We start from the raw sequence: 23,635 nt of genomic DNA on the forward strand, positions 1-23,635 counted from the left end.
CATACCGGCGACGCCAAAAGCGCGACCACGCGCCTGCCAGCCGGCAGGTAGGCACGCTGCAACCGCAGCACAGCAGGGGGAATCAGGAGGCCGGGAGTTCGGCGTCGCGCGCAATCGCGGCCGGCGCCTGGCGCCGGCCGATCGAAAGTGCGCAAGCAATCTTGAGATGATGCAGCATCAACGCTTCGGCGAAGATATTGTCACCGGCCTCGATCGCAGCGATGATCTGCAGCAGGCGCTTGCACGACTCGATCACGTTACGGTTCGGGCCGGAGTAGCTGGAAAACTCCTCGAAGCGGCGCAGCTGGTTCTGCTGCTGCATTGCCTGCAGGATGAAGCGGTTGCCGGAGAAGCGCATCAGCATCTCGTGGAACGCGGAATTCATCGCGAAGAACGCCGAAGAAGTTTGCGCGCGCGGGCTGCGCGCGAGGAAATCCTCGTAGCGGCGGCGCGCCGCGGCAAGTTCCTCAGGCACGACCTTGAACGTCGGCTCGCGCAGCGCGGCGCATTCGATGACCATGCGGAAACGATAAGCTTCGTACAGCGCTTCCTCGGAATCGAGCGCGGGCAGGAACTGCCAACCATGGCCGCGTCGGCGCCGGATCAGGCCTTCGCGCGTGAGCCGCAGCAGCGCGTGCATCAGCACGCTTTTCGGCGCGCCGTAGCGCGCCATCAGTTCGGTCTCGGACAGCGCCTTGGGCAGCTTGCCGCCGGCGCGCTCGGTGATGATAGCGTGGTACAGATCGTCGGCGGTCGGATTCGGGTTCTCCAGCGCGGTCATGCGCATGCGCGGCGCGCGCTTGGATACAAATACGCCGGCGTTCGCGCGGGCTTCGAGATAGCCGCGATCCTGCAGCATCTTCAACGCAGCGCGCACGGGCGAACGCGATACGCCGTAGCGCCTGGCCAACGCCGCTTCGGTAAGGTGATCGCCGGGACCGACGCTGCCGTTGCGGATCGTCTCCATTATCTGGTTGGCGATCTCGATCTGCAGCGAACTGGGTTGGGGAGCTGGCTCTTCCCGCATCCGGCGGCATCCTTCGGCTGGTCATGGACTGGCTGCGTGCGAGTATAACTTGCGCGCCGCACGGCACGTGCGCGGCGGCGCGCCGGCGCACGCGTCAGGCTGCCGCTGTGGAGCATTGTATTGCATTTTATTAGCATCTAATACAATATCGACCCATTCTGGAGTCGAGTGACTTTTTCACAGGCCCTAGGTCCGTCCAGCGAATCCGCCATGCACCCCTTGCCAACCCTGCTGTTCGCCTTGTGCTTGCTCGCCTCGATGCGCGCATCGGCACAGGATGTGAAGCCCGAAGGCACGATCGTCGTGGCGATGAACGCCGACATCCGCACGACCAACCCCGGCGTCAACCGCGACGCGAACACCGATTCGGTGATGATGCATATCGTCGAAGGGCTCGTCGGCTACCGCGAGGACGGGACGCCCGCCCCGCTGCTTGCGCAGAGCATCGACGTCTCCGCCGACGGCAGAACCTATACGTTCCGCCTGCGCGACGGCATCCGCTTTCACAATGGCGCCGTGCTCGCTGCCGACGATGTGGTCTGGAGCTGGCGCCGCTACCTCGACCCGAAGACGCTGTGGACTTGCCTGGCCGACTTCGACGGCAGCCGCGGACTGAAAATCGAATCGGTGCAAGCGGCAGACGCGCACAGCGTGGTGTTCAAGCTCAATCGCGCCGCGCCGCTGCTGCTGACGCAGATGGCTGCGCTGCCCTGCGGCGCAAGCGGCATCGTCCACCGCGACTCGGTCAACGCCGACGGATCGTGGAAAACGCCGATCGGCACCGGCCCCTACCAACTGGAAACTTGGCGGCGCGGCGAATACATCGAACTCGCCGCGTTCACCGGCTACGCCTCGCGCGGCGGCCCACCCGATGGCTACACGGGCGGCAAGACCGCCTACGCGCGGAAGGTGCGCTGGCTGTTCATCCGCGACGACGCCGCGCGCCGCGTCGCCCTGATCAAAGGCCAGATCGATGTGCTGCCGATCGTGCAGGTGTCCGAATTCGCGCAGATCCGCAAGCTGCCGCATGTCACGCTGAAGAGCGCGCCGCTGCTCACGGTCAATGCGCTGCTGATGCAGACGCGCGACCCCGCGCTCGCAGACCCTAAATTCCGCCGCGCGCTCGCGACTGCGCTCGACACCGGCGCGATCGCCGAGATCGCCTCCGGCGGCACGGGCGTCGCCAGCGCATCGATGGTACCGGTGACGAGCCCGTATTTCTCCGCCGCGCAGAAACGGGGCTACGACTACAACTTGGCACGCGCCAAACAACTGCTTGCCGAATCGAGCTATCACGGCGAGAAGATCAAGCTCGTCACCAACCGCCGCTATCCGGACATGTACGACCAGTCGATCATGATCCAATCGATGGCACGTGAGGCCGGCATCCGCCTCGAGCTCGAAGTCACCGAGTGGGCGACCCAGCTCGAACGCTACATGAGCGGCAACTATCAACTGATGTCGTACGGCTATTCCGCGCGCACCGACCCCTACCTCGGCTACGACGCGATGCTCGGTGACAAGAGCAAAAGCAAACGCAAGGTCTGGGACGATAGGCAGGCCATCGCCCTGCTCGCCGATGCCGGCGCGAGCGCCGATCGCGCCGAGCGCCAGGCGCTGTTCGACAAGATGCATGCGCTGATGCTCGAGGACACGCCGCTGGTCGTGCTGTTCTGCCCCGCCGACGTCGTCGCGATCAAGCGCGAACTCGACGGCTTCCGACCCTGGGGCATCGGCCGCGAACGCCTGTGGAACGTGCGCCGCATCGGCCGAACGTCGGCAGCTGCCGCGGCCGCGGCATTTTCAGGTTTCAGACAGGATTCGGTGTCAGGCTCGGCACCGGATTCCGCCACACGATCCGATTCGGGGAGGAAAACACGATGAAAACATTCCGATTTGCTGCCGCATGCTGCGCACTCGTCCTAGGTACCGCGTTGGCCTGCGGCCATGCCTGCGCCGCGGATGCCAAGGCAGCCGACAAGAAAACCGTCGAGAAGAAGGCGGCCAAAGAGGGCGACCTCGACAAGTTCATCAACCTCGATTCCGACGACATCGACACGAAAGTCGAAGTGATCACACAGACGCTGTACGAACAGGAACAACGCATCGTCACCCTGACCTTCATGCAGGAATTCGGCGATCGGGTGAAACTGAAACGCGTCGCCTACGCGAGTGCCGACGGCACGCTGATCCCTGGCTACGTGTTCACGCCGCTCAAGCCCGAAGCCGGGAAGAAATATCCCGCCATTGTCATGGTCCACGGCGGTTTCCACGAGCGCTTCGACTGGCGCTGGTTCCAACTCATCGACCTGGCCGTGACCAAGGGTTATGTCGTGATCTTCCCCGAATATCGCGGCAGCCGCGGCTACGGCGCCAACCACTACGTCAACGAATACGGCATTACCGATACGGCTGACGTGCTCGCCGCAGCGCATTATTTCTCCGGCCTCGACTACGTCGATCCGGCGCGCCTCGCCATCTTCGGCCAGAGTCGCGGCGGCATGGTCACGCTGCTCGCGATCGAGAAGGAGCCGGCGCTGTTCAAGGCTGCGATCGACATCGTCGGCCTCGCCGACTTCGTCGCCTACATGGCCTACAAGCCAGACTACCGCCGCAACGAAGTGGCCAAGGAAAGCGCCTACTTCAAGGGCAAGCTGCCGAACGAGAACCTGGGCGCCTACATGGACGTCTCGCCGATCAACCACGTCGACAAGATTCAGGCGCCGCTGCTCGTGCTCGCGACCAAGGGCGACAAGATCGCGCCGTACGACCTGCACACCGGCCGGCTGCTCGACGTGCTCAAATCCAAGGGCAAGGTGTTCGAGTCCAAGACTTACGACAACGCACCCGGCGGCCACATCTTCATGGACGGCGACACGCCCGAGCAGCGCGACGCGCTGCAGCGCAGTTTCGATTTCCTCGGCAAATACCTGAAGCCCTAAAGAAAGAGCATCTTCGGTGGCAAGCAAAGCTTGTCACCGGGGATTCGATTTGTCTTTGCCCTCACCTTTCTCATCTCGGAAAGAACCCATGAACTCCGCGTTCGCAAAAATATACTTTTTCACCACAGCCGTCCTGCTCCTGCTCCTCGCGCACAACCCCGCCCGCGCAGCCGATTCCGATCCGCGCACGAGCGGTCCGCGCAGCCTGCTGATCGCCTACCACACCACGCCGGCGAACCGTGAAAAGCTGCGCAACTACATGCTGAGCATCGGCCTCAAGGACTTCGCCCAGTGGAAGCGCGAGGGTGCGATCGCCGACTACCACGTCTATTTCAACCGCTACATCGACTCGGACAATTGGGACATGTTCGCCAATGTCACGCTTGCCGCCGAAAACGGCACCGCGCGCTGGGCGCGGATCGAGGCGAACCACCCGGCCGGCCTCGGCGAGGCGGCGGTCGCGCTGACCACGGCGGTGCACACCACGGTCGCCGACCTCATGCGCAGCAAGTCTACGCCGGCGAAGGGCGGCAAGCCGCCGGTCTACCTGATGATTCCCTACGATTATCTCGTTTCGGTGAGCGACTACATAAAATACGTTGACGCCTACGTGCTGCCGCAGGCCGACGGCTGGGCCGACGAGAAGGTGCTGTCGGGCTACGGCTTTTATCTCTCGCGCTATCCGGCCGGCCGGCCGTGGAGCGCGATGTTCGTGTTCGAGTATGCCGACGAGGACGGCCTCGGCTCGCGCGACGTGACCGTAGCCAAGGTGCGCGAGCGCCTGAAGCAGAATCCCGAATGGAAAGCGATTGCCGACAACAAGCACAACGTGCGCAACGAAAAGCAACCGGTCGTCGCCGACGAACTGATCGCGCGCTGATCGAAACGAAATCGCCGGGAAAAAAATCATGACGCAATCCAATGCCAGCAATCGCGACTGGATGCAGCGCCGCCGCGCCGCCGTCGCCAATGGGGTCAAGCAGACCCACGAGATCTTCGCCGCGCGGGCAGAGAACGCCGAACTGTGGGACATCGAAGGCCGCCGCTACATCGACTTCGCTGGCGGCATCGCCGTGCTCAACACGGGTCACTGCCATCCGCAGATAGTCGCCGCGGTGCAGGAGCAGCTCGCACGCTTCACCCATACCTGCTTCCAGATCGTCGCCCACGACAACTACGTCGAGGTCGCCGAAAAGCTCAACGCGCTCGCGCCAGGCGACTTCGCCAAGAAGTCGGTGCTGCTGACCACCGGTGCGGAAGCGGTGGAGAACGCGGTCAAGATCGCGCGCGCCGCGACCGGGCGTTCTGCGGTGATCACGTTCACCGGCGGCTACCACGGCCGCACACTGATGACACTGGCGATGACCGGCAAGGTCAACCCGTTCAAGCTCGGCTTCGGCCCGTTCCCGGGCGAAGTGTTCCACGCGCGCTTCCCGAATGCGCTGCACGGCGTGTCGATCGAGGATGCGAAAGCCTCGCTCGAAACGATTTTCCTCAACGACGTCGAACCTTCGCGCGTCGCCGCGATCGCGATCGAGCCGATCCAAGGTGAAGGCGGCTTCTACGTCGCGCCGTTCGAATTCCTGCGCTGGCTGCGCGCGCTATGCGACAAGCACGGCATCCTGCTGATCGCCGACGAGATCCAGACCGGCGCCGGACGCACGGGCAAATGGTTCGCGATCGAACACTCGGGTATCGCGCCTGACCTGATCACGACGGCGAAGTCACTCGCCGGCGGCATCCCCCTGTCCGCCGTGGTCGGACGCGCCGAGGTGATGGATGCGCCGCTGCCGGGCGGACTCGGCGGCACCTACGCGGGCAGTCCGCTCGCCTGTGCGGCGGCGCTCGCCGTGATCCGCGCGTTCGAGGAAGAGAGCCTGCTCGAACAGGCACGCACGCTCGGCGAACATCTGACGACGCGACTGCATGCGCTGCAGAAGCAATACTCCGCGATCGTCGACGTGCGCGGTCTCGGCGCGATGGTCGCGTTCGAGTTGTTCAGCGCCGACGGCAAACCAGACGCCGATCTGGCCGCGAAGTTGGTCAGGTATTCGCTGCAACATGGACTGATCCTGCTCGCCTGCGGCATGTTCGGCAACGTGATCCGCATCCTCGTGCCGCTGACCGCATCGACCGGGCTGGTCGATGAAGGCCTCGACATCATCGCCGGTGGCCTGCGCGAACTGACGCCCGCAATCGGCAAGGCTGCGTAACAACACTCGCCCGCGATCGGCCGCAGAGTCGGTCGCAGGCGGCTGGCGTGAGCTCAGGGCGTCACGGTCGGGCGCGTCGACGCTTCCCACACGTCGCTCGTCGTGGCGACCAACTCCTTCATGTTCGACCAGGTGCGGCGCCCTTCGATGGTCTTGCGGCCGAGCACCACGGCCTGCGCGTAGGCGATCATGCGCTCCTGCATGCGCTGCTGTTCTTGCTCGGGCCAGGTCTCGTACGGATGCGGGCCGCGCACGACGACGAGATCCTTCAGTCCCTTCACCCGGTTGTACGCATCGATCGTGCCCTCGAGCCCACTCGCGTAGCACCACAGACCACGCGCGAAGAACGCGTTCGGCCATTTCGCGATGCCGGCGAGCGGCGCCGAGCTCGGAAAGAACACGATGTTGTGCTCGACCTCGATGCCACCGATGAACAGGCCGCGATCGCGTCCCGGACCGCGGCCGTCGTCGACCGCCGTGGTCTGCGCGGGGACGTGGCCGGCGCCGGCCGAGAATTCGGCAACGAGGATCGCGCCCTTGATCGTGCGGTCGTCGACTGGCGCCCGGCATGCGATCTGCGCCAGGTCATAGCTGCAATCTTTGTCGAAATTCATCGTCATCGCCCACGAAGTCGCCATCGTGCCGCGTGAATTGCCGAGCAGCAGCACCGGCAAACCCGTATCGGGCGTTACGCCACGGATCGCCGTCGCCGCAAGTCGGCCTTGGATGGTTTCGCCGCGCGGCGACAGCGCGCGCAGACCCGCACCGGTACGCAGGCTGGCGACGATGTTCAACAGGTCGCGGCCCTGCTGCAGCGTATTCGTGTCACTGTAGCCGCCGGAGATGCCGATGCCGCGCCGATCGAATGCGAGCACATCGAAGCCGGCACGATGCAGGCTGTCCTGCACGCGGCGCCATGCAGCCTGCCCTTTCGCGCCCGTGGTCTGGTTCGGGAAACTGTTGAGGACGCTTTCGCCTGTCTTCGGATCGATCGAATACAAACTGTCGGAGGGGTCGTCGATCGCGGTGATGCGGTCGCCGCCGCCGCCGCTCATGACGACCAGCGCGCGCACCTTGCCGCGCTTGCCGTTGTCGATGCCGGCGCCGCGGATATACCAGCCGCGCAGCTTGATGTCGGCGGTCAGGTTCTTGTGCAGGCGCTCGTACGGTTCCGCCGGCGCGCTGAATTCGACGACCCAGGTTTGCTCATCGGCGCTGGCGATCGGCTCGTTGTAGGGCGCAGCGGCGAAGAATCCCGGGCGACGAACCGATTTCAGATCGGTGTCTGCGCCCTTCTCCTCGACCTTGCCGAGCAGGAAGCGATGCCGCGGGTCGCTGTCGTTGTATTCCCGATTCGGCGGATGGCGCGCCATGACCTGCTTGTAGACGCGGTCGTAGCAGGCCTTGTCGGCCTTGCATTGTTGCCAGCGCTCGCGCAGCTTGGCGTCGGTGAATTCGTCGACGTAGAAATCACCGCGATAGCCCGCTGGCGGCCGCGCCGCCGTGCTCGTGAACGGAATGCAGGTGCGCGGTCCAGCCGAGGTCGGCAGCAGGTAACCGGGCAAGATCAGATCGCGATCATAGCCAACGCGTGCTTCGCACTCGAACGGCGGCTCCTGCGCATTCGATGATGCGGGCGCTTCTGCTTTCGCCGAGTTCGCGGGCTTGTCCGCGGCCTCTGCAAAAGGAAATTGCAGCAGAAAGGTTCCGAGCAAACCGAACAAAAGGCGCGCGGAGCGATATTCCGTCATGACATGTCGACCTGGCTCAGAGATCATCTTCACGGATTCTAAATTGTATTAACTAGCTAAACAATGCAATTTAGATTGCATGCCAATACGCGCATCGACTTCAGCCGCGCAACGCGCGGGATATTCCGTCGAGGCCTGCCTCCAGTTCGGACGCCGTCGGCCAGCCGTAGCCGAGCCGGAAATAGATATCGGGCATCTCGAACCAGTGGCCCGGTCCGACGTAGGTGCCGTGCTCGTCGAGAAGACGCCGATAGAACGCCTCCGTTCCACCCGCAGGCGTCTCGCGCATACGCGGAAAACAGACCACGCCACCGCTTGGCGGCACCCATTCGAGCCGCTCTTCCTGCGCGATCCAGTCGCCGACGAGTTGGCGCCGACGGCGCATTTCGGCTAGCACGGGCTCGAGAATGGCGTTGCGATTCTCCATGATCTGCTCGCCGATCCATTCGTCGATGACGCTGCCGCAGATGCTGATCTGCTCCTTCGCGGCGAGGAATGTTTCCTGCAGCTTCGCGTTCGTCGTCGCGATCCAGCCGAGGCGAATGCCGGGCACGCCATAGGCCTTCGACAGCGATGCCACGCCGATCACATGATCGCCGAACGAAGCCGCCGGCGGCAGCGCGCCATCGAGCGCCAGGTCGCGATAAGTCTCGTCGACGAGCAGACAGCAACCGCTGCTGCGCGCAAGCTCGGCCAAGGCGCGCAGTTCCGCTTCGCTACACATGACGCCGGTCGGATTGTGCGGGCAGGTCACGCTGAGAATCTTCGTTGTCGGCGTGAAACTGGCCGCGATCCGCTCGAGGTCGATGCGAAAGCCGGTTTCGAAGTTAAGATCGATATGCGTCGTCGCGCAGCCGATGGCGCGCGGCGTTTCCAGGTTCGTCGCGTAGTTGGGACGGATCACGATCAAATGATCGCGCGGACCGAGCAAAGCGGTAGCAATGATGAACAACGCTCCGGCCGCGCCGGTCGTGATCAGCACGTCGTCGCGCCCTATCCCCTCGCCCTGTGCCGCGATCAACGAACGCAGGCGTTCGCGTCCGCGATGCTCGCCGTAGAGCAGGGTCAGATCGGGGATCGTCAGGCCAAGAGCGGATAGCTTGCGGTCGGCAACCGAGCTTTCCGACAGGTTGTAGCGGATGCGCGCGTAGCCGTATTCCTCCGGCGACTCGACTTCGATGGGCATGCGGACGTAGCGCAAGGAGCTCTCCTCAAGATCGATAGGCAGGGGGGCGGCAGGACATCCGTTCCCATGGATCGTGGCGCCGCAATGGGACGTCCGATCTGCAGTTGCATACAATTGCATTATAATAGACATTAGTACAATCTAGACGGATTGCAAACTGTCTTGCAGATCGATTCTCACTTACAACCGCTGCATGCCTGAGCTGCAAGCTGCTTTTTGGAGCAGCGACGCGCTTCAATCGAATCGCGCTGATGGAGTCACCCATGAAGTCACAAACGCGGATGCGTTGCCTCGCCATCGTATCGTTGCTACTGGCAAATATTGGGGCACTCGCCGCGACGCCAGCCGACCTCATCCTGTACAACGGCAAAGTGTGGACGGTCGAGGCGAAGCAGCCGGTGGCACAAGCCGTCGCGGTCGCCGGCAACCGAATCGTCAAGGTCGGCAGCGATGCCGAAGTGCTCGCGCTGCGCGGCGCGGACACGCGCGCGATCGACCTCAACGGCCGGCTCGTGTTGCCTGGTTTCAACGACGCGCACACGCATTTCGAGAACGCGGCGGACTGGTTCTTCCAGGTGCGCCTGATCGACGTGAACTCGCGCGAACTGCTGATGCAGCGCCTGGCCGAAGTCGTCGCACGCGTGCCGGTCGGCATCTGGATCACGGGTGGCGACTGGAGCGACTTTGCCGCGGGCGCGAAGGCGAAGAACGGCAGCGCTGCCGATTTCGCCTCGTTCGAACCCGATCTTGGCGCGGTCGACGCGCTGACTCCGGATCACCCGGTGCTGCTGCGCCGCTACGACCGCGCCTGGTTCGCCAACAGCGAGGCACTGCGGCTCGCACGCATCACGGCAAAGACGCCCGATCCGCGCAACGGCAAGTACGGCCGCGATGCGAAGACCGGCGCGCTCACCGGCATGCTCTACGGCAGCGCCGGCGAGGCGATGGAGAAACTCATGCCGCCGGCCACGCGCGAGCAGAAACTGATCGGCGCGCGTGGCGTCGAGGCACAGCTCAACGCGGTCGGCATCACCTCGATCGCCGACATCACCCGCGACGAGGACATCTCGCAGCGCCAGATCTATCCGACCTACGTCGAGCGCAGCTATTCGGACCGAATGATCTTCGAGGAACTGAAGAAGCGCAGCCAGCTCAGCCTGCGCGTCTATGCGTTTTTGCCGCTGGACTACTGGAACGAACTTGCCGGAGCCGGCATCCGCCCCGGTTCGGGCGATGCGTTCGTGCGCTACGGCGCGCTCAAGGCGTTCGGCGATGCCGGCCTCATGTTCGAGCCGCTCAAGGATACGATGGGGCTGCCGGGCGACTGGGCCTACCGCTTCATGGGCGAGAAGACGATCGCGAAGAAGATCATCGACGCCGATCGCGCCGGCTACGACGTCGGCACACATATCATCGGCGACAAGGCGATCCGCGAGCTGGTCGGCTGGTATGCCGATGCGGCGAAGGCAAACGGCGAACCGCGCCGCCCGCGCGAGCGGCGCCATCGCCTGATCCACGTCTGGTACCCGGCGCCGGCCGATCTCGAGCGCGCGGGCAAGCTGCATCTCGTCGCCGACATCACGCCCGACCACATGATGCGCGACCCGGACAGACTGGAGTCCATTCTCGGCACGGAGCGCGCCAAGTCCGCGTTCGCCTGGCGCACGATGATCGCCGACGGCCTGCGCCTCAACATCGTCTCCGACCTGCCCGGCCCATTCAACAAGGCCAGCCTCGCGACCTACGATCCGCTGCGCAACATCTACATGGCGGTGACGCGTCGTGAAGTGCCGCACGCAGGCGCCGCGCCCGGCAAGGATACCAAGGCCTTCCACCCGGAACAGGCGATCACGGTAGAGCAGGCGATTGCGGCATACACGATCAACCCGGCCTGGTCTTCGCACGAAGAAGACATCAAGGGCAGCATCGCCACCGGTAAGCTCGCCGACCTCGTCGTGCTCTCCGGCGACATTCTTTCCGGCTCGCCCGAAAAGCTCCTCGAAACCAGGGTCGACTACACCATCTTCGACGGCAAGGTGGTTTATACCAAGCCTTGAATTTGCCCAGGCTGCGAGACGCGATGATTCGCGCGCCTACTCCGCCGGATTCAGCCACTCGCGCATGACTTCATCACGATGCTCGCCAAGCAGCGGCGGCGGCCGGCGATAGGCGATCGGCGTTTCCGAGAAGCGGATCGGGTTGGCCACCAGCGGCAAAGCGCCCGCAAGCGCGTGATTCATGACCATGCGCATACCGCGCGCCTCGACCTGGGGATCCGCAAATACCTCGTCGATCGCGTTGATCGGTCCGCACGGAACACCGACCGCCTCGAACACGCCGATCCAGTCGCGCGTGCTGCGCGTGACGGTGATCGCGCGAATCTGCACGATCAATTCACCGCGATGCGCGACGCGTTGCTCGTTGGTCGCGTAGCGCGCGTCCGTGCTCCACTGCGGGCACGCGACGGCCTCGCAGAAGCGCGCGAACTGAGCATCGTTGCCGACGGCGACGATCATGTCGCCGTCGGCAGTCGGAAAGTCCTGGTACGGCACGATGCTCGGATGCGCATTGCCCATGCGCTTCGGCACGCCACCGCCGGCAAGGTAGTTCGATGCCTGGTTGGCAAGCGCGGCGACCTGCACGTCGAGCAGCGCGAGATCGATGTGCTGGCCCAGACCCGAGCGCATTCGTTCCGCGAGCGCCGCTTGGATCGCGATCGTCGCGTACAGGCCGGTCATCACATCGGTCAGCGCCACACCCACCTTCTGTGGTCCCGCGCCGGGCTCGCCGTCGGCGCGGCCGGTGATGCTCATCAGGCCGCCCATGCCCTGGATAAGGAAATCGTAGCCAGCGCGCTGCGCGTAGGGCCCGGTTTGCCCGAAGCCGGTGATCGAGCAGTACACCAGGCGCGGATTGCGCGCGCACAGACTCGCATAGTCCAGACCGTGGCGAGCGAGATCGCCACAACGGAAATTTTCCAGCACGACATCCGCGCGCTCGACCAAACGCAACAACAGCGCGAGATCATCCGGCTCAGTGAAGTCCAGACAGAGCGAGCGCTTGTTGCGGTTAGTGCAGGCGAAGTAGGCAGTCTCCGGCGTGTCGCAGCCCACGTCGTCTCTGACGAACGGCGGCCCCCAGGCGCGTGTCTCGTCTCCTGCTCCCGGCCGTTCGACCTTGACCACGTCGGCACCGAGGTCGGCGAGCATCTGCCCCGCCCACGGCCCGGCGAGCACGCGCGAGAGATCGAGAACCTTGATGCCTTGCAGCGGCGCGGTGCGCGGCGACTGCGTGGCCGGATCGGTCATGGTGCGGGAATCAGTAGCCGAGGCTCACCGATTTTGTCACGAGAAAGGCGTCGAGTCCCTCGATCGCGCCCTCGGAACCGTAGCCCGAAGATTTCACACCGCCGAACGGAGTTTCCGGATACGAAATCTTGCAAGTGTTGACGCCGATCATGCCGGCCTCGAGTCCTTCCGCCACCGCATGCGCGTTGCGCAGCGAACGCGTGAACGCATACGCCGCGAGGCCATAGGGCACGCGATTGGACCGCGTCACCGCCTCGTCCAATGTCTTGAACGGGGTCACGCCGATGATCGGGCCGAATGGCTCGTCACACATCAGCTTGGCTTCGTCGTCGAGGTCGGCGACGACGGTCGGCGCGAGGAAGGCACCCTTTGCATCACTCACCTGAGTGCCGGAGAGGATGCGCGCACCGCGCGCCTTGGCATCGTCGATGAAAGCCTGCACGTCGCCGATGCGACGCTGGCGTACCAGCGGCCCCATCGTGGTGTCCGCGGCGAGGCCATCACCGAGTTTCAAGGCGAACGCCGTCTGCGCAAACGCATCGATGAAAGATTTGTATACGCCTTCCTGGACGAAGAAGCGCGTCGGCGAAATACAGGTCTGACCGGCGTTGCGGAATTTCGAGGCGACCAGCAACGGGATCGCTGCGTCAAGGTCGGCGTCGTCGAACACAAGCACAGGCGCCTGGCCGCCGAGTTCGAGCGTGAGCTTCTTCGTATCCCTGGCAGCGAGCTCCGCGAGCAGACGGCCGACGCGCGTCGAGCCGGTCAGCGAAATCTTGCGGATCACTGCGCTCGCGATCAGATGTTCCGAGATCGCCGGTGCGTCGCCGTAGACGACATTGACGACACCCGGAGGCATGCCCGCATCGATCAAAGCCTGTGCGAGCAGCAGGCAGGTCAGCGGCGTCTCCTCGGCCGGCTTGACGATGAGCGGACAACCTGCGGCCAACGCCGCGGCAATCTTGTAGCCGGGATTGCGCGCCGGGAAATTCCACGCGGCGAACGCGGCGCTGACGCCGACCGGTTCGCGCAGCACCTGCTGCTGCAGATTCGGTCCGCGCGGCGGGATGATGCGGCCGTAGGCGCGCACGCCTTCCTCGGCGAACCAGTCGTACATGTCGGCAGTAATCTGCACTTCGCTGCGCGCTTCGGCGAGCGGCTTGCCCTCCTCCTGCGTGAGCACGCTCGCGATCGTTTCGATGCGTTCGCGCATCAAGGCTGCGGCGCGACGCAGCACCTGACCTCGCTCGAAAGCTGGTTTGGCACGCCAGAGCGGGAACGCCTTGCGTGCCGACTCGAGCGCATCGTCGAGATCGGCCTTCGCGGCGCCGGTATAGCGCGCGAGCACCGCGCCACTCGCCGGATTGACCAGTTCGGTGACCGCATCACCTTTTCCGGCGCGCCAGACGTTGTCGATCAGTTGTTTCGGTTGGTTGCAGAGTTCGGGAAGTTCGTTCATGACGATTCCTTGTTCGTTGGCGCCGCGCTCGCAGCGCAGGCGGCGTAATGATTTGGACCGACGGCAAGCATCACAGGTTCGCCTTCGCTCAAGGCCTGGTCAGGAATGCTGCCGTGATTGAAATAGACGTAGCCTGCCGGGGGCGGTTGCGCGCGGCTCGCGTGCTGCTCGAGGCGATAGCCCGCGCCGCCTTCGATGCGACGGATTCGCGGCGTCGCCTGCAGCAGGCGCAAGGTGTAGGGATGACGTGCATCGCCGAAGATCGCATCACGCGGTCCTATTTCGAGAATGCGTCCGCGGTAGATCACGGCGACGCGGTCGGCAATCTGTTCGACCACACCGAGATCGTGGGTGATGAAAAGGTAGGCAAAGCCGAACTTCTTCTGCAGGCCTTCGAGCAGTGCGAGCACCTGCTTCTGCACGGTCACGTCGAGCGCCGACACCGCCTCGTCGGCGACCAGAAAGCACGGCCCGGCAACGATCGCACGCGCAATGCAGACACGCTGACGCTGGCCACCCGACAGTTCATGCGGGAAGCGCTCGACGAAATCTCCCGGCAAACCCACCTCGGCGAGCATCGCGCTTGCGCGTGCACGGCGCGCCTGCTTCGACAAATCCGGCATGCGACGCAGACCTTCGGCGACGATGTCGACGAGACGCATACGCGGATCGAGCGAGGAATACGGATCCTGGAACACCATCTGCGACTTGAGCCGGTAAGCTTCGAGATCGCGTTTGCTGCAGGCGGTGATGTCGCGGCCTTCGAAGCGGATGCTGCCGCCGCTCTCGCGCACGAGGCGCACGAGCGCGCGCCCGATCGTGGTCTTGCCCGAACCCGATTCGCCGACGACAGCAAGAGTTTCGCCCACGTGCAGGTCGAGGTTCGCCCCACGCACGGCGCGGAACGTTTCACGTTTGCGCCAGAACGCGAGCAGCGACGAGGGCTTGCCGAAGTCGACGTCGAGGTCGCGGATTTCGACCAGCGCTGCGCCATCTGGTGCCGGACGTGCGCGCTCGACACGCGCGGGCAACGAAGCCAGCAACTTGCGCGTGTACTCGTGCTGCGGATCGGCGATCACGTGCCGCGTCTCGCCCGTCTCCATCGTCTCGCCGCGACAGAGCACGACGACGCGTTGTGCGTAACGCGCGACCATGCCCAGATCGTGGCTGACGAGCAGCACGGCCGTGCCCATCTCGCGCGTAAGCTGAGCCATGATGTCCATGACTTCTTTCCGCACGATCGCATCGAGCGCGGTCGTCGGCTCGTCGGCAATCAGCAGCTTCGGCTGCATCGCCAACGTCGAGGCGAGCATGATGCGTTGGCGCATGCCGCCGGAAAACTGGTGCGGATACGCATTCAGGCAGGCGACGGGATCGGCGATGCGCACGCGTTCGAGCAGGTCGAGGCAGCGCTTGCGCGCGTCGTCGTAGCGCAGGCCGCGATGCAGGCGCAGCGCCTCGGTCATCTGCACACCGATGCGCAAAGCCGGATTGAGCGAGACCATCGGCTCCTGGAACACCATGCCGATCGCGTTGCCGCGCAGCGCGCGCAGGCGCGCGGCGTCGAGATGCGCGAGGTCATCGCCGGCATAACGGATCGCGCCGTTCAGCACGCGGATATTTGGCGGCAACAGGCGCAGGATCGCGCGCGCGAGCATGGTCTTGCCGCTGCCCGACTCGCCAACGAGGGCGAGCGTCTCGCCGGGCGCGATCGAAAAATTGGCGTCGACGACGATGCGCTTGGTCTCGCCGTCGGCTGTGCGCAGGCCGATGTCGAGATGCTCGATCGCGAGCACGGCGTCGTTCACCGACTTCGACGATGACGCGGATGGGAGCGTGACTGCGGCCATCGTCGTTCAGACCAGATTCTTCATGTGCGGATCGAACTCGTCGCGCAGCGCGTCGCCGAACAGGTTGACGCCGAGCAGCGACAGCGAAATCGCCAGGCCCGGCGCGATCGCCAGCCACGGCGCCTGCTCTACATAGTTGCGGCTGTCGGCGAGCATGCCGCCCCAGCTCGACGCGGGCGGCGGCACACCGAGGCCGAGGAACGACAGTGCGCTCTCGGCGAGCAGCGCCCAGCCGAACAACGCGGTCGCGAGCACGATGATTGGTGCGACCGCGTTCGGCAGTGCATGGCGCAGCATCGTATACAACTCCGCATTGCCCATGACACGCGAGGCTTCGACATACTCTTTTTCGCGCAGGCTGAGCACGTTTGCGCGCACGACGCGTGCGACCGCGGGAATGTAGGTCAGGCTCAGCGCGATGATCACGCCCGTGCTCGACGCGCCGAAGACCGCGATCACGCCGAGCGCCATGATCAACGACGGAAAAGCAAGCAAGGCATCGATGAACAGCATCACGAAGCGCGACGGCCAACCGCTGAAGTAGCCCGTCAGCGCACCGACGAGCGCGCCGATCGCAACCGAAACGAGCACGGTGGAAAAACTGACGAACACGCTTACGCTGGCGCCGTTGAGCAGGCGGCTGAACACGTCGCGGCCCCATTCGTCGGTGCCGAGCCAGTGCTGGCCCGATGGCGCGACGAGACGCGCATGCAGGTTGTTGATGATCGGGTCGTACGGCGTATACATCACGCCGAATACGGCCGCGACCAGCATGACCGCGATCAGCACGGCGCCGATCTTCGCATTGGGACGACGCAATAACCGGCTCCTCACGACAGCCTCACGCGCGGATCGAACAACGGGTAAGACAGGTCGATCAGCAGGTTCACGCCGACATAGATCGCAGTAATGAACAACAGCGCGCCCTGCACGACCGGATAGTCGCGCGCGAAGATGCTGTCGACGAGCAGGCGACCGATGCCGGGAATCGTGAACACGGTTTCAGTGACGACCGCGCCGCCGAGCAGCGAGCCCAGGGTCAGACCGATCACGGTCCAGGTCGGCGCAAGCGTATTCTTCAGCGCGTGGCGCAACGCGATCGTCGGTTCCGACAAACCCTTGGCACGGGCATGCGTGATGTACTCCAAGCGCAGCACCTCGATCGTGCTCGCACGCGCCATGCGCACGATCACGCCGGTCTCGATCAGCGCGAGCGACATCACCGGCATGACGAGATAGCTGATGCCTTCACCGAAATTCTCGAACGGCGAGACATAGCCGACCACCGGAAACAGATCGAGCTTGAGACCGAAGAACATCAGGAACAGCAGGCCAAGCCAGAAACTGGGGATCGACAAAAACACGATTGCCAGCGTCATCAATCCCGCGTCGACCTTGGTGTTCTGCTTCCACGCCGCGAGCATGCCGAGCGGGATCGCGAGCAGCGCTGCGATCACGACGGCCGGCACGACGATCGAGGCGGTCACCGCAAAACTGCCGAGCAGCATTTCCAGCACCGGTCGCTGCTGCCCGATCGACGTGCCGAAGTCGCCTTGCAGCACGCGCCCTATCCACAGGAAGAACTGCACGGCCAGCGGGCGGTCGAGGCCGAGTTCGCTGCGCAGGCGTGCGAGCGCCTCTGGGCTGTCGACATCGCCCAGCATCAATTGCGCAGGATCGCCCGGGATCATGTGCAGCATCGCGAAGACTGCGATCGCGACGATCAGCAGCGTCGGGATCGCGAGCAGGATGCGCTTGGCAGCGTAGGTCAGCACGGCAGGTCGAGCTTACAACGTGTACTCGGCGAAGACGCGGCTCAGGTACGGCTGGCGTGCGATCCACATTTTGCGCGCGGCCGCGTCCATGATCGTCGTTGCCACGGTGGCGGAGATGCTTTCGAAGCTCACTGGTTTGGGCGAGCGCAGCACGCTGTCGGGCTTGCCGAACTCGTCGAACAGCGCGGCCTTGATGTCGTCGACGCCGATATCGCCGCGCTTGGCGCGCAACGCGGCTTCGACGCGGCGTTGGCGGTAGATCGAATCGGCGTTGTTGCGTATGCCGATATCGCGCAGCTTGACGCGCGCGATCGGGCTGATCCAGTGATTGGCGTGCACGAGCAGGCCGTCCTCGGGCGTGATCCAGAACACCTCGTCGGGCGCACATTCGAGATCGACCGCCTCGCCGTCCGCGTGGCTCAGCATGAGGTTGTTCGAGCACAGGCGCGACTTGCCGAACACCTGGGCCATCGCCCCGGCCAGATTGTGCGCCTCGAGCAGTTTGCGTCGGAGCAGCGCTAGCGGCGCTTCGCCGGGCTTTTGGTAGTCGCGCTCGCACATGAGGAAGTTGCCGGTGATCGCGACGCCGGCGCTGTTGAAGCCGTGGCGCGCCAGCGCCCCAGCCTCGGCGAAGACGAGGATGTCTGGCGCGTGCTCGTAGCGGATGCGCAGGACGACGCCGGTGTCGACGCATTCCTCGCGCCAGTCCCAGTTGTGCGCATGGATCAAGCGACCATCGCGCGCGGCCTCGGGCATGACGATGATGCCCGTACAACCGTCGTCAGGCTCGCGCTTGGCCTTCGGCTCGGCCTTGTCGAGCGTCTCGTAGCCGAACATCATCTCGGTGCGACAATTGATGATGACGATGTCCTCGAGCGCGACGCGCGCGCCTTCGGCGATACCGTGCATCTCCTCGAGGTAAGCCGGATCGTAGGCCTCGATCGTCGGCAAGAAACCGCGTGCCAGCCGGTACTGCTCGGCTTGGTCGAGGCCGCGACGCTGCATCTGGCCCCGGTACAGGGCGACGCTGCGTGCAACGCGTTCAGGCACGGCGGCGCCGTAGGCACGGCCGCGCGCATGCGGCGCGCCGGCGAGGTCGATCAGTGGAAACGATTCGGCGTTCATGCGGATCCTCAGGGTTTAATTTTGTATTGATGACACGGGTAGTACAATATTTTCCAAGCCAGATGACGCATAGAACTGCTTAGATGAAACGTCGAGGTGAAAATAATTGTTTTTTTTCACTTCAAAATACAATAGTATCCGATCCAGAGCATGACGTACAGATGACAGGAGGCCGCACCACTGGGTAGCGAGCCGGCCAGATCTTGGCGAGGGGACCGCCTACTTTCATTTCCATGATCGGGGAACTACATATGAATTCGACCAGCTTCAGACTGACCGCACTGCCGCTCTGCATCGCCCTCGCCCTTGCTTGCACGCAGGTACGCGCGGACGACGCGGCGGCGGATGCGCAAGCGCAGACCGCCGAGGCGGACAAGTCCGCAGCGACGAATGAACACAAGCTCGAAACGATCAGCGTCACCGCCGATGTCGGCAAGGGCTTCCAGACGAAGACCTCGCAGGTCGGCGCGTTCCGCGACCAGAACATGCTCGACGTGCCGCTGTCGATCAACGTAGTGCCGCGCGCCGTGATGGACACGCAGGCGGTCAGCAACCTGTTCGACGTGCTCAGGAACACGGCCGGCGTGAGCCAGGCGCAGGTCAACGACACCGTCTCGCAGAACCTTGCGATCCGCGGTATCTCGATCGACAACCGCACGAGCTACCGCCTCAACGGCTCGCTGCCGGTCAACAATCTCGTCGAAATGCCGATGGAGGACAAGGAGCGCGTCGAAGCGCTCAAGGGTTCCTCGGCGCTGTACTACGGCTTCACCAGTCCTGCCGGCATCATCAACATGGTGACCAAGCGCGCGCGCGACAAACCGGTCGACGAGTTCGACCTCTCCTACGACTCGAACGACCAGGTCGTCGGCCACGCCGACTTCGGCCGCCGCTTCGGCGACGACAACCGCTACGGCCTTCGCGTCAACCTCGTCAGTGGCAAGCTGCACGCCGCCGCCGACAATCAGGATGGCAGCCGCAGCCTGGTCAGCGCCGCGTTCGACGTGCGCCTGACCGATCGCCTGAGCCTCAAGCTCGACTACGAAAATTTCCACAAGCGTCTGGTCGAGAACTCGGCAGTCGCGTTGCTCGCCGCGGTCAACAACAAGATCGCGCTGCCGCGCATTCCCGATTCGAGCAAGCTGATCTCTGGCCCTTGGGCCAAGAGCAAGGCCGGCTCGGAGAACGCGCTCGGTCGCCTGGACTGGACGCTGTCCGACACCTGGGCCGCCGTGTTCGAATGGGGCCGCGCGGAAACCGACCGCGACGCGCGCGCGTTCACCGCGATGACCAAGTACAACATCGCCACCGGTGCCGGCACGCTGACCGAATCGATCGCGCGCGGACAGACATACGTCAACAACAATGCGCGCGCGGAGGTCGACGGGCGCGTGCAGACCGGCTTCCTCGACCATGAGCTGTCGTTCGGCGCGATGCAGAACCTGCGCAACCAGAACAATCCGACGCAGCAGACCTACAGCATCGCGCAGAACCTGTACGACCCGGTCGTGCTGCCGCCGGCGTACTACACGATCAAGCCGACCTATCGCCCGCAGGACATCACCGACCGCGGCGTCTACGTGTTCGACCGCATCCGTCTCGGCGAAGACTGGCAGATCCTCGCTGGTGCGCGCCGCACGAAGTATCGCAACGACTCGACCGGTTCGCCGGTGTACGAGGTCGAGAAGACCTCGCCCTCGGTCGGCGCGGTCTACAAGTTCCGCGAGGACACGAGCATCTATGCGAACTACATCGAGGGCCTCGAGGAAACCGGCACGGCGCCGCTGACCGCGGCCAACAGCGGCGTCGTGCTGCCGCCCGCGGTGAGCAAGCAGAAGGAACTCGGCGTGCGCAGCGAGGTGATCTCCGGCATCACGATGTCGGCCTCGCTGTTCGAGATCGAGCGCGGCTCGGCCTACCTCAACTCGGCGAATGTCTTCGTCCTCGACGGTCGCACCCACTATCAGGGCGTCGATCTCTCGGTCAACGGCGAGCTGACGCAGGAATGGTCGGTGTACGCCTCGGCGCTGTTCCTCGACGCCGAACTGCGCAAAGCGCAGAACACGGCTCTGATCGGCAAGACGCCCGAAAACACGCCTGACGTCACCGCGAGCCTGTTCGCCGACTACCATCCTGAGGCCCTGCCCGGCTGGAGCTTCAACGCCGGCGCGTACTACATGGCCGACCGTGCGGTGAACAATCTCAACCAGGCGAATATTCCGAGCTACGCACTGCTCAATGCGGGTGTGCGCTACACGACGACGCAATGGTTCGGCGCGAAAACCACACTGCAGCTCAACGTCGACAACCTCACCGACAAGAGCTACTGGAGTGCGGTCGGCTCGGGCTATCTCGGCTATGGCAAGCCGCGCACGCTGAAGTTCACCGGTCGAGTCGATTTCTAAGCTGAGCCTGGACAAGGACGAAGCAACCGAAGCATTCTGCACTCCGCCCTGAGCGGAGCGCAGTTCGGCCGCCCGATCCGCACCTCACGGCGGGTCGGGCGTTTTTTCATCGGTCGACGAACCGCGTCTGCGGCCAGGTCAGCACGACGCGCAACCCACCCAAGTCCTCGGCGCGGCCGAGCTCAATCTCGCCGGCCGTCGCCTCGACGAGGTCGCGCACGATCGACAGGCCGAGGCCGTGGTGCGCGGTACCGGATTCGTCGAGGCGACCGCCGCGCATGAGCGCGGTCTCGGCGCTGATGTCGAGGCCCTGGCCGTCATCCTCTACGACGAGCAAGAGGCCAGCATCGCGCGCACCCGTGACGCGCACGCGGCGGCGTGCGAAGCGCGCGGCGTTTTCGACCAGCGCGCCGAGGATTTCGGTGAGATCGTCTTCGGCGATCGGCGCACGCAGGGCTGCGTCGATGTCGACCTCGAACACGATGTGCGCACCGACATCGGTGCGCTCGATCACGCCGATCACGCGCTCGGCGATGAGCTGAGGTGAAGATTGCTGCGTGTTCGTCGCGTCGCGGATCGCGGCCGCGCGCGAACGCGCGAGTTCGGTTTCGACCACGGCGGAGGCGGCTGCGATTGCGCGGTCGAGGCCGTCGGCCGCTTCGGTCGCACCGGCCGCACGCGCGCGCCGGCTCTGCGCACTCAGCGCGGCGAGCGGCGTCTTCAGCGAATGAGCCAGATCGGAAGCGCGGCGGCGCGCGCGCGTGAGATCGCGTTCGCGCGCTTCGGCGAGATCGTTGATCTCCGCGGTCAGCGGCGCGATTTCCACCGGATGCACTTGGCTCAGGCGCGCAGACGGATCGCGGCGCAGCGCGGTGAGCTCTTCGCGCACACGCCGCAGCGGACGCAGGCCAAGCTGCACCTGCAGCCAGGCTGCGCCGAACAGCACCGCCCAGAGCAGAGCAAGGAACAGGGCCAGCTCGCGACCGAATTCGCGCCGAACATGTTCCAGCTGCGCTTCATCTACGGCAACTTGGACGAGCACGTTGTTGTCGCTGCGATCCGGGCGCACGCTGCGTTCGAGCAGGAATACGTGGCGACCGAACGGCCCCGGCGCGAATCGAGTCGTCCAGCCAGCCGACTCGGTCGCGCGCGCCGCGTCGAGGTCGACCACCGGCAGCGATTCGTCCCAGAGCGAGTGCGAGCGCAGCGCGCCTCGCTTCGTGGTCAATTGCCAGTAGTAACCGCTGTCCGGCTTCTCGTAGCGCGCGTCGTGCGGCGAGTCGTCGATGACGGGCACGCCGTCGTCGCCGAGCCGCAGGCGGGAGACAAGCTCCACCGCATCGTAGGTGAGCTCCTTCGCCGCACGCCGCTCGATGTGATGGGCGAACAGCACCATCATGATGACCCACGCGAGCAACATGGCGACGAACACCGCCGCCGCCGCGCCGATCAGTAGTCGCAGGCGCAGCGAACGCGCCATCAGCCGGGATCCGCCAGCAGGTAGCCGAAACCGCGCCGAGTCTGCACGACGTCGGCGCCGAACTTGCGCCGCAAGCGCATCACGAGCGCCTCGATCGCATTCGTGTCACCCGACTCGGCGGCGCCGTAGAGATGCTCGGCCAATTCGCCCGCGGACACGGCGCGGTCGGCGTTGTGGGCGAGATAGTCGAAGAAACGGAACTCCAGCGGCGACAACGGCACGGGCTTGCCGTCGAGCGTGGCCGACATGCGCCGCGTGTCGAGCTTGAGCCGCCCGCAGTCGAGCACGGACGAGGTGCGGCCGGCCGCGCGTCGCACCAGCGCGCGCACGCGCACGATCAGCTCGCCCATCTCGAACGGCTTGGCCAGATAATCGTCGGCGCCGGTTTCGATGCCCTGCACTTTCTCGGTCCAATCGCCGCGCGCGGACAGGATCAGTACGGGAAATTCGCGACCGCTGCTGCGCCAGCGGCGCAGCACGGAGAGGCCATCGAGACGCGGCAGGCCGAGATCGAGCACGGCGATCTCGTAGTCCTCGACATCGCCCTTGAACCAGGCCTCCTCACCGTTCGGGCACAGATCGACGACGAAGCCGGCCGCACGCAGCGCATCGGCTACGTCGGCGCCGACATCGGGATCGTCCTCGACCAGCAGGGCCCTCACTACTCGTCCTCGATCTTGATCAAGTTGCCGGTGCGCGCGTCGAGCACGACCTCGCGCAGGCGGCCGCTAGCGGTGAGCACCTTGACCTCGTAGATCGGACCGCCCTTGAACTCGACTTCGACGACGTCGCCGGGGACCTTGGCCAGCGCGATCGCGAGGATCTTGGTCAGCGGCAGGATCTCGCCGCGCCGCATCGCCGAGAACGCCTCCTGCTGCGCCTGCTTGCGGCGCGCCTTCTCGGCCTCCTTGTCCTGCGCGTGCACGTTCGCGGCGAAGACGAGCGTCGCGACGGACATGGGAAGCAATGTGAAAAACGTTCTGCGATTGGTCATCGGCGCACCCTGCCAGCAGCGCGCTGACATTTGCCTGACGTGGCTCGTCGGATTTGCGTCAGCTTCGCCCTTATAAGGTGGCGTCGCCGCGATCAGGCATCGGGAGTTTAGCCATGAACG

The 23,635-nt window shown here is 64.7% G+C and carries 18 protein-coding genes; 6 read left to right on the plus strand and 12 right to left on the minus strand.

All coding sequences use genetic code 11. The features are described 5' to 3' along the window. Nucleotides 1-82 precede the first annotated feature (82 nt). The gene (locus tag F455_RS20560) at nucleotides 83-1,027 is read right to left on the minus strand and encodes a GntR family transcriptional regulator (RefSeq protein WP_083918914.1); all 945 of its coding nucleotides are present in this window, start codon (nucleotides 1,025-1,027) and stop codon (nucleotides 83-85) included. Between the two features lie 210 nt (nucleotides 1,028-1,237). On the opposite strand from F455_RS20560, the gene F455_RS0110940 reads away from it, so the two are divergent. From F455_RS0110940 to gabT, 4 genes are all read left to right on the plus strand, one after another. Next, on the plus strand, nucleotides 1,238-2,911 hold the full coding sequence (locus F455_RS0110940; protein WP_018973329.1) for an ABC transporter substrate-binding protein: 1,674 nt from the start codon (nucleotides 1,238-1,240) through the stop codon (nucleotides 2,909-2,911). Then, nucleotides 2,908-3,969, plus strand: a complete 1,062-nt coding sequence (locus F455_RS0110945) for an alpha/beta hydrolase family protein (RefSeq protein ID WP_018973330.1) — start codon at nucleotides 2,908-2,910, stop codon at nucleotides 3,967-3,969. The genes F455_RS0110940 and F455_RS0110945 overlap by 4 nt, the downstream gene beginning before the upstream one ends. Nucleotides 3,970-4,057: 88 nt before the next feature. Beyond that, a complete protein-coding gene (locus tag F455_RS0110950) occupies nucleotides 4,058-4,849 on the plus strand; it encodes a hypothetical protein (RefSeq protein ID WP_018973331.1) in 792 nt (263 codons plus the stop codon). A gap of 28 nt (nucleotides 4,850-4,877) precedes the next feature. Continuing rightward, on the plus strand, nucleotides 4,878-6,182 hold the full coding sequence (gabT, locus tag F455_RS20565; RefSeq protein ID WP_018973332.1) for a 4-aminobutyrate--2-oxoglutarate transaminase: 1,305 nt from the start codon (nucleotides 4,878-4,880) through the stop codon (nucleotides 6,180-6,182). Between the two features lie 53 nt (nucleotides 6,183-6,235). Here gabT and F455_RS0110960 read toward each other — a convergent pair whose 3' ends face one another. Beyond that, nucleotides 6,236-7,933, minus strand: a complete 1,698-nt coding sequence (locus tag F455_RS0110960; protein WP_018973333.1) for an alpha/beta fold hydrolase — start codon at nucleotides 7,931-7,933, stop codon at nucleotides 6,236-6,238. A 100-nt stretch (nucleotides 7,934-8,033) separates the two neighbouring features. Next, nucleotides 8,034-9,134, minus strand: coding sequence for an aminotransferase class I/II-fold pyridoxal phosphate-dependent enzyme (locus tag F455_RS0110965; protein WP_026293291.1), 1,101 nt, complete (start codon nucleotides 9,132-9,134; stop codon nucleotides 8,034-8,036). A 248-nt stretch (nucleotides 9,135-9,382) separates the two neighbouring features. On the opposite strand from F455_RS0110965, the gene F455_RS0110970 reads away from it, so the two are divergent. Beyond that, nucleotides 9,383-11,176 carry an amidohydrolase gene (locus F455_RS0110970; protein WP_018973335.1) on the plus strand — a complete coding sequence of 598 codons (1,794 nt, stop codon included), beginning with the start codon at nucleotides 9,383-9,385 and terminating at the stop codon, nucleotides 11,174-11,176. Nucleotides 11,177-11,212: 36 nt separating this feature from the next. Here the strand turns inward: F455_RS0110970 and F455_RS0110975 are convergent, their stop codons facing one another. From F455_RS0110975 to F455_RS0111000, 6 genes are read right to left on the minus strand one after another with little or no spacing between them, the layout of a single operon-like run. Then, entirely contained in the window at nucleotides 11,213-12,427 is a 1,215-nt protein-coding gene (locus F455_RS0110975) for a CaiB/BaiF CoA transferase family protein (RefSeq protein ID WP_018973336.1), read from the minus strand. A 10-nt stretch (nucleotides 12,428-12,437) separates the two neighbouring features. Beyond that, entirely contained in the window at nucleotides 12,438-13,886 is a 1,449-nt protein-coding gene (locus tag F455_RS0110980; protein ID WP_018973337.1) for an NAD-dependent succinate-semialdehyde dehydrogenase, read from the minus strand. Continuing rightward, complete coding sequence (locus F455_RS20570) at nucleotides 13,883-15,736, minus strand: ABC transporter ATP-binding protein (RefSeq protein ID WP_018973338.1); 1,854 nt, start codon at nucleotides 15,734-15,736, stop codon at nucleotides 13,883-13,885. The genes F455_RS0110980 and F455_RS20570 overlap by 4 nt, the downstream gene beginning before the upstream one ends. Nucleotides 15,737-15,742: 6 nt before the next feature. Next, entirely contained in the window at nucleotides 15,743-16,555 is an 813-nt protein-coding gene (locus F455_RS0110990) for an ABC transporter permease (protein ID WP_018973339.1), read from the minus strand. A gap of 11 nt (nucleotides 16,556-16,566) precedes the next feature. Beyond that, nucleotides 16,567-17,511, minus strand: a complete 945-nt coding sequence (locus tag F455_RS0110995) for an ABC transporter permease (protein ID WP_018973340.1) — start codon at nucleotides 17,509-17,511, stop codon at nucleotides 16,567-16,569. A gap of 12 nt (nucleotides 17,512-17,523) precedes the next feature. Continuing rightward, complete coding sequence (locus tag F455_RS0111000; RefSeq protein ID WP_018973341.1) at nucleotides 17,524-18,636, minus strand: C45 family autoproteolytic acyltransferase/hydrolase; 1,113 nt, start codon at nucleotides 18,634-18,636, stop codon at nucleotides 17,524-17,526. Nucleotides 18,637-18,887: 251 nt separating this feature from the next. Between F455_RS0111000 and F455_RS0111005 the strand changes: the two genes are divergently transcribed. After that, nucleotides 18,888-21,041, plus strand: a complete 2,154-nt coding sequence (locus F455_RS0111005; RefSeq protein ID WP_018973342.1) for a TonB-dependent siderophore receptor — start codon at nucleotides 18,888-18,890, stop codon at nucleotides 21,039-21,041. 106 nt (nucleotides 21,042-21,147) lie between these two features. Here the strand turns inward: F455_RS0111005 and F455_RS0111010 are convergent, their stop codons facing one another. The 3 genes from F455_RS0111010 to F455_RS23215 are packed head-to-tail and all read right to left on the minus strand — an operon-like array spanning nucleotide 21,148 to nucleotide 23,479. Further along, the gene (locus tag F455_RS0111010; protein ID WP_018973343.1) at nucleotides 21,148-22,521 is read right to left on the minus strand and encodes a sensor histidine kinase; all 1,374 of its coding nucleotides are present in this window, start codon (nucleotides 22,519-22,521) and stop codon (nucleotides 21,148-21,150) included. After that, on the minus strand, nucleotides 22,521-23,183 hold the full coding sequence (locus F455_RS0111015) for a response regulator transcription factor (RefSeq protein ID WP_018973344.1): 663 nt from the start codon (nucleotides 23,181-23,183) through the stop codon (nucleotides 22,521-22,523). Before F455_RS0111015 ends, F455_RS0111010 begins: the two co-directional genes overlap by 1 nt. Next, nucleotides 23,183-23,479: a PepSY domain-containing protein gene (locus F455_RS23215; RefSeq protein ID WP_033409913.1), complete on the minus strand. Its 297-nt coding sequence runs from the start codon at nucleotides 23,477-23,479 to the stop codon at nucleotides 23,183-23,185. Before F455_RS23215 ends, F455_RS0111015 begins: the two co-directional genes overlap by 1 nt. Nucleotides 23,480-23,635 lie beyond the last annotated feature (156 nt).

The sequence above is a fragment of the Rudaea cellulosilytica DSM 22992 genome, assembly GCF_000378125.1.
GTDB classification, from domain to species: domain Bacteria; phylum Pseudomonadota; class Gammaproteobacteria; order Xanthomonadales; family Rhodanobacteraceae; genus Rudaea; species Rudaea cellulosilytica.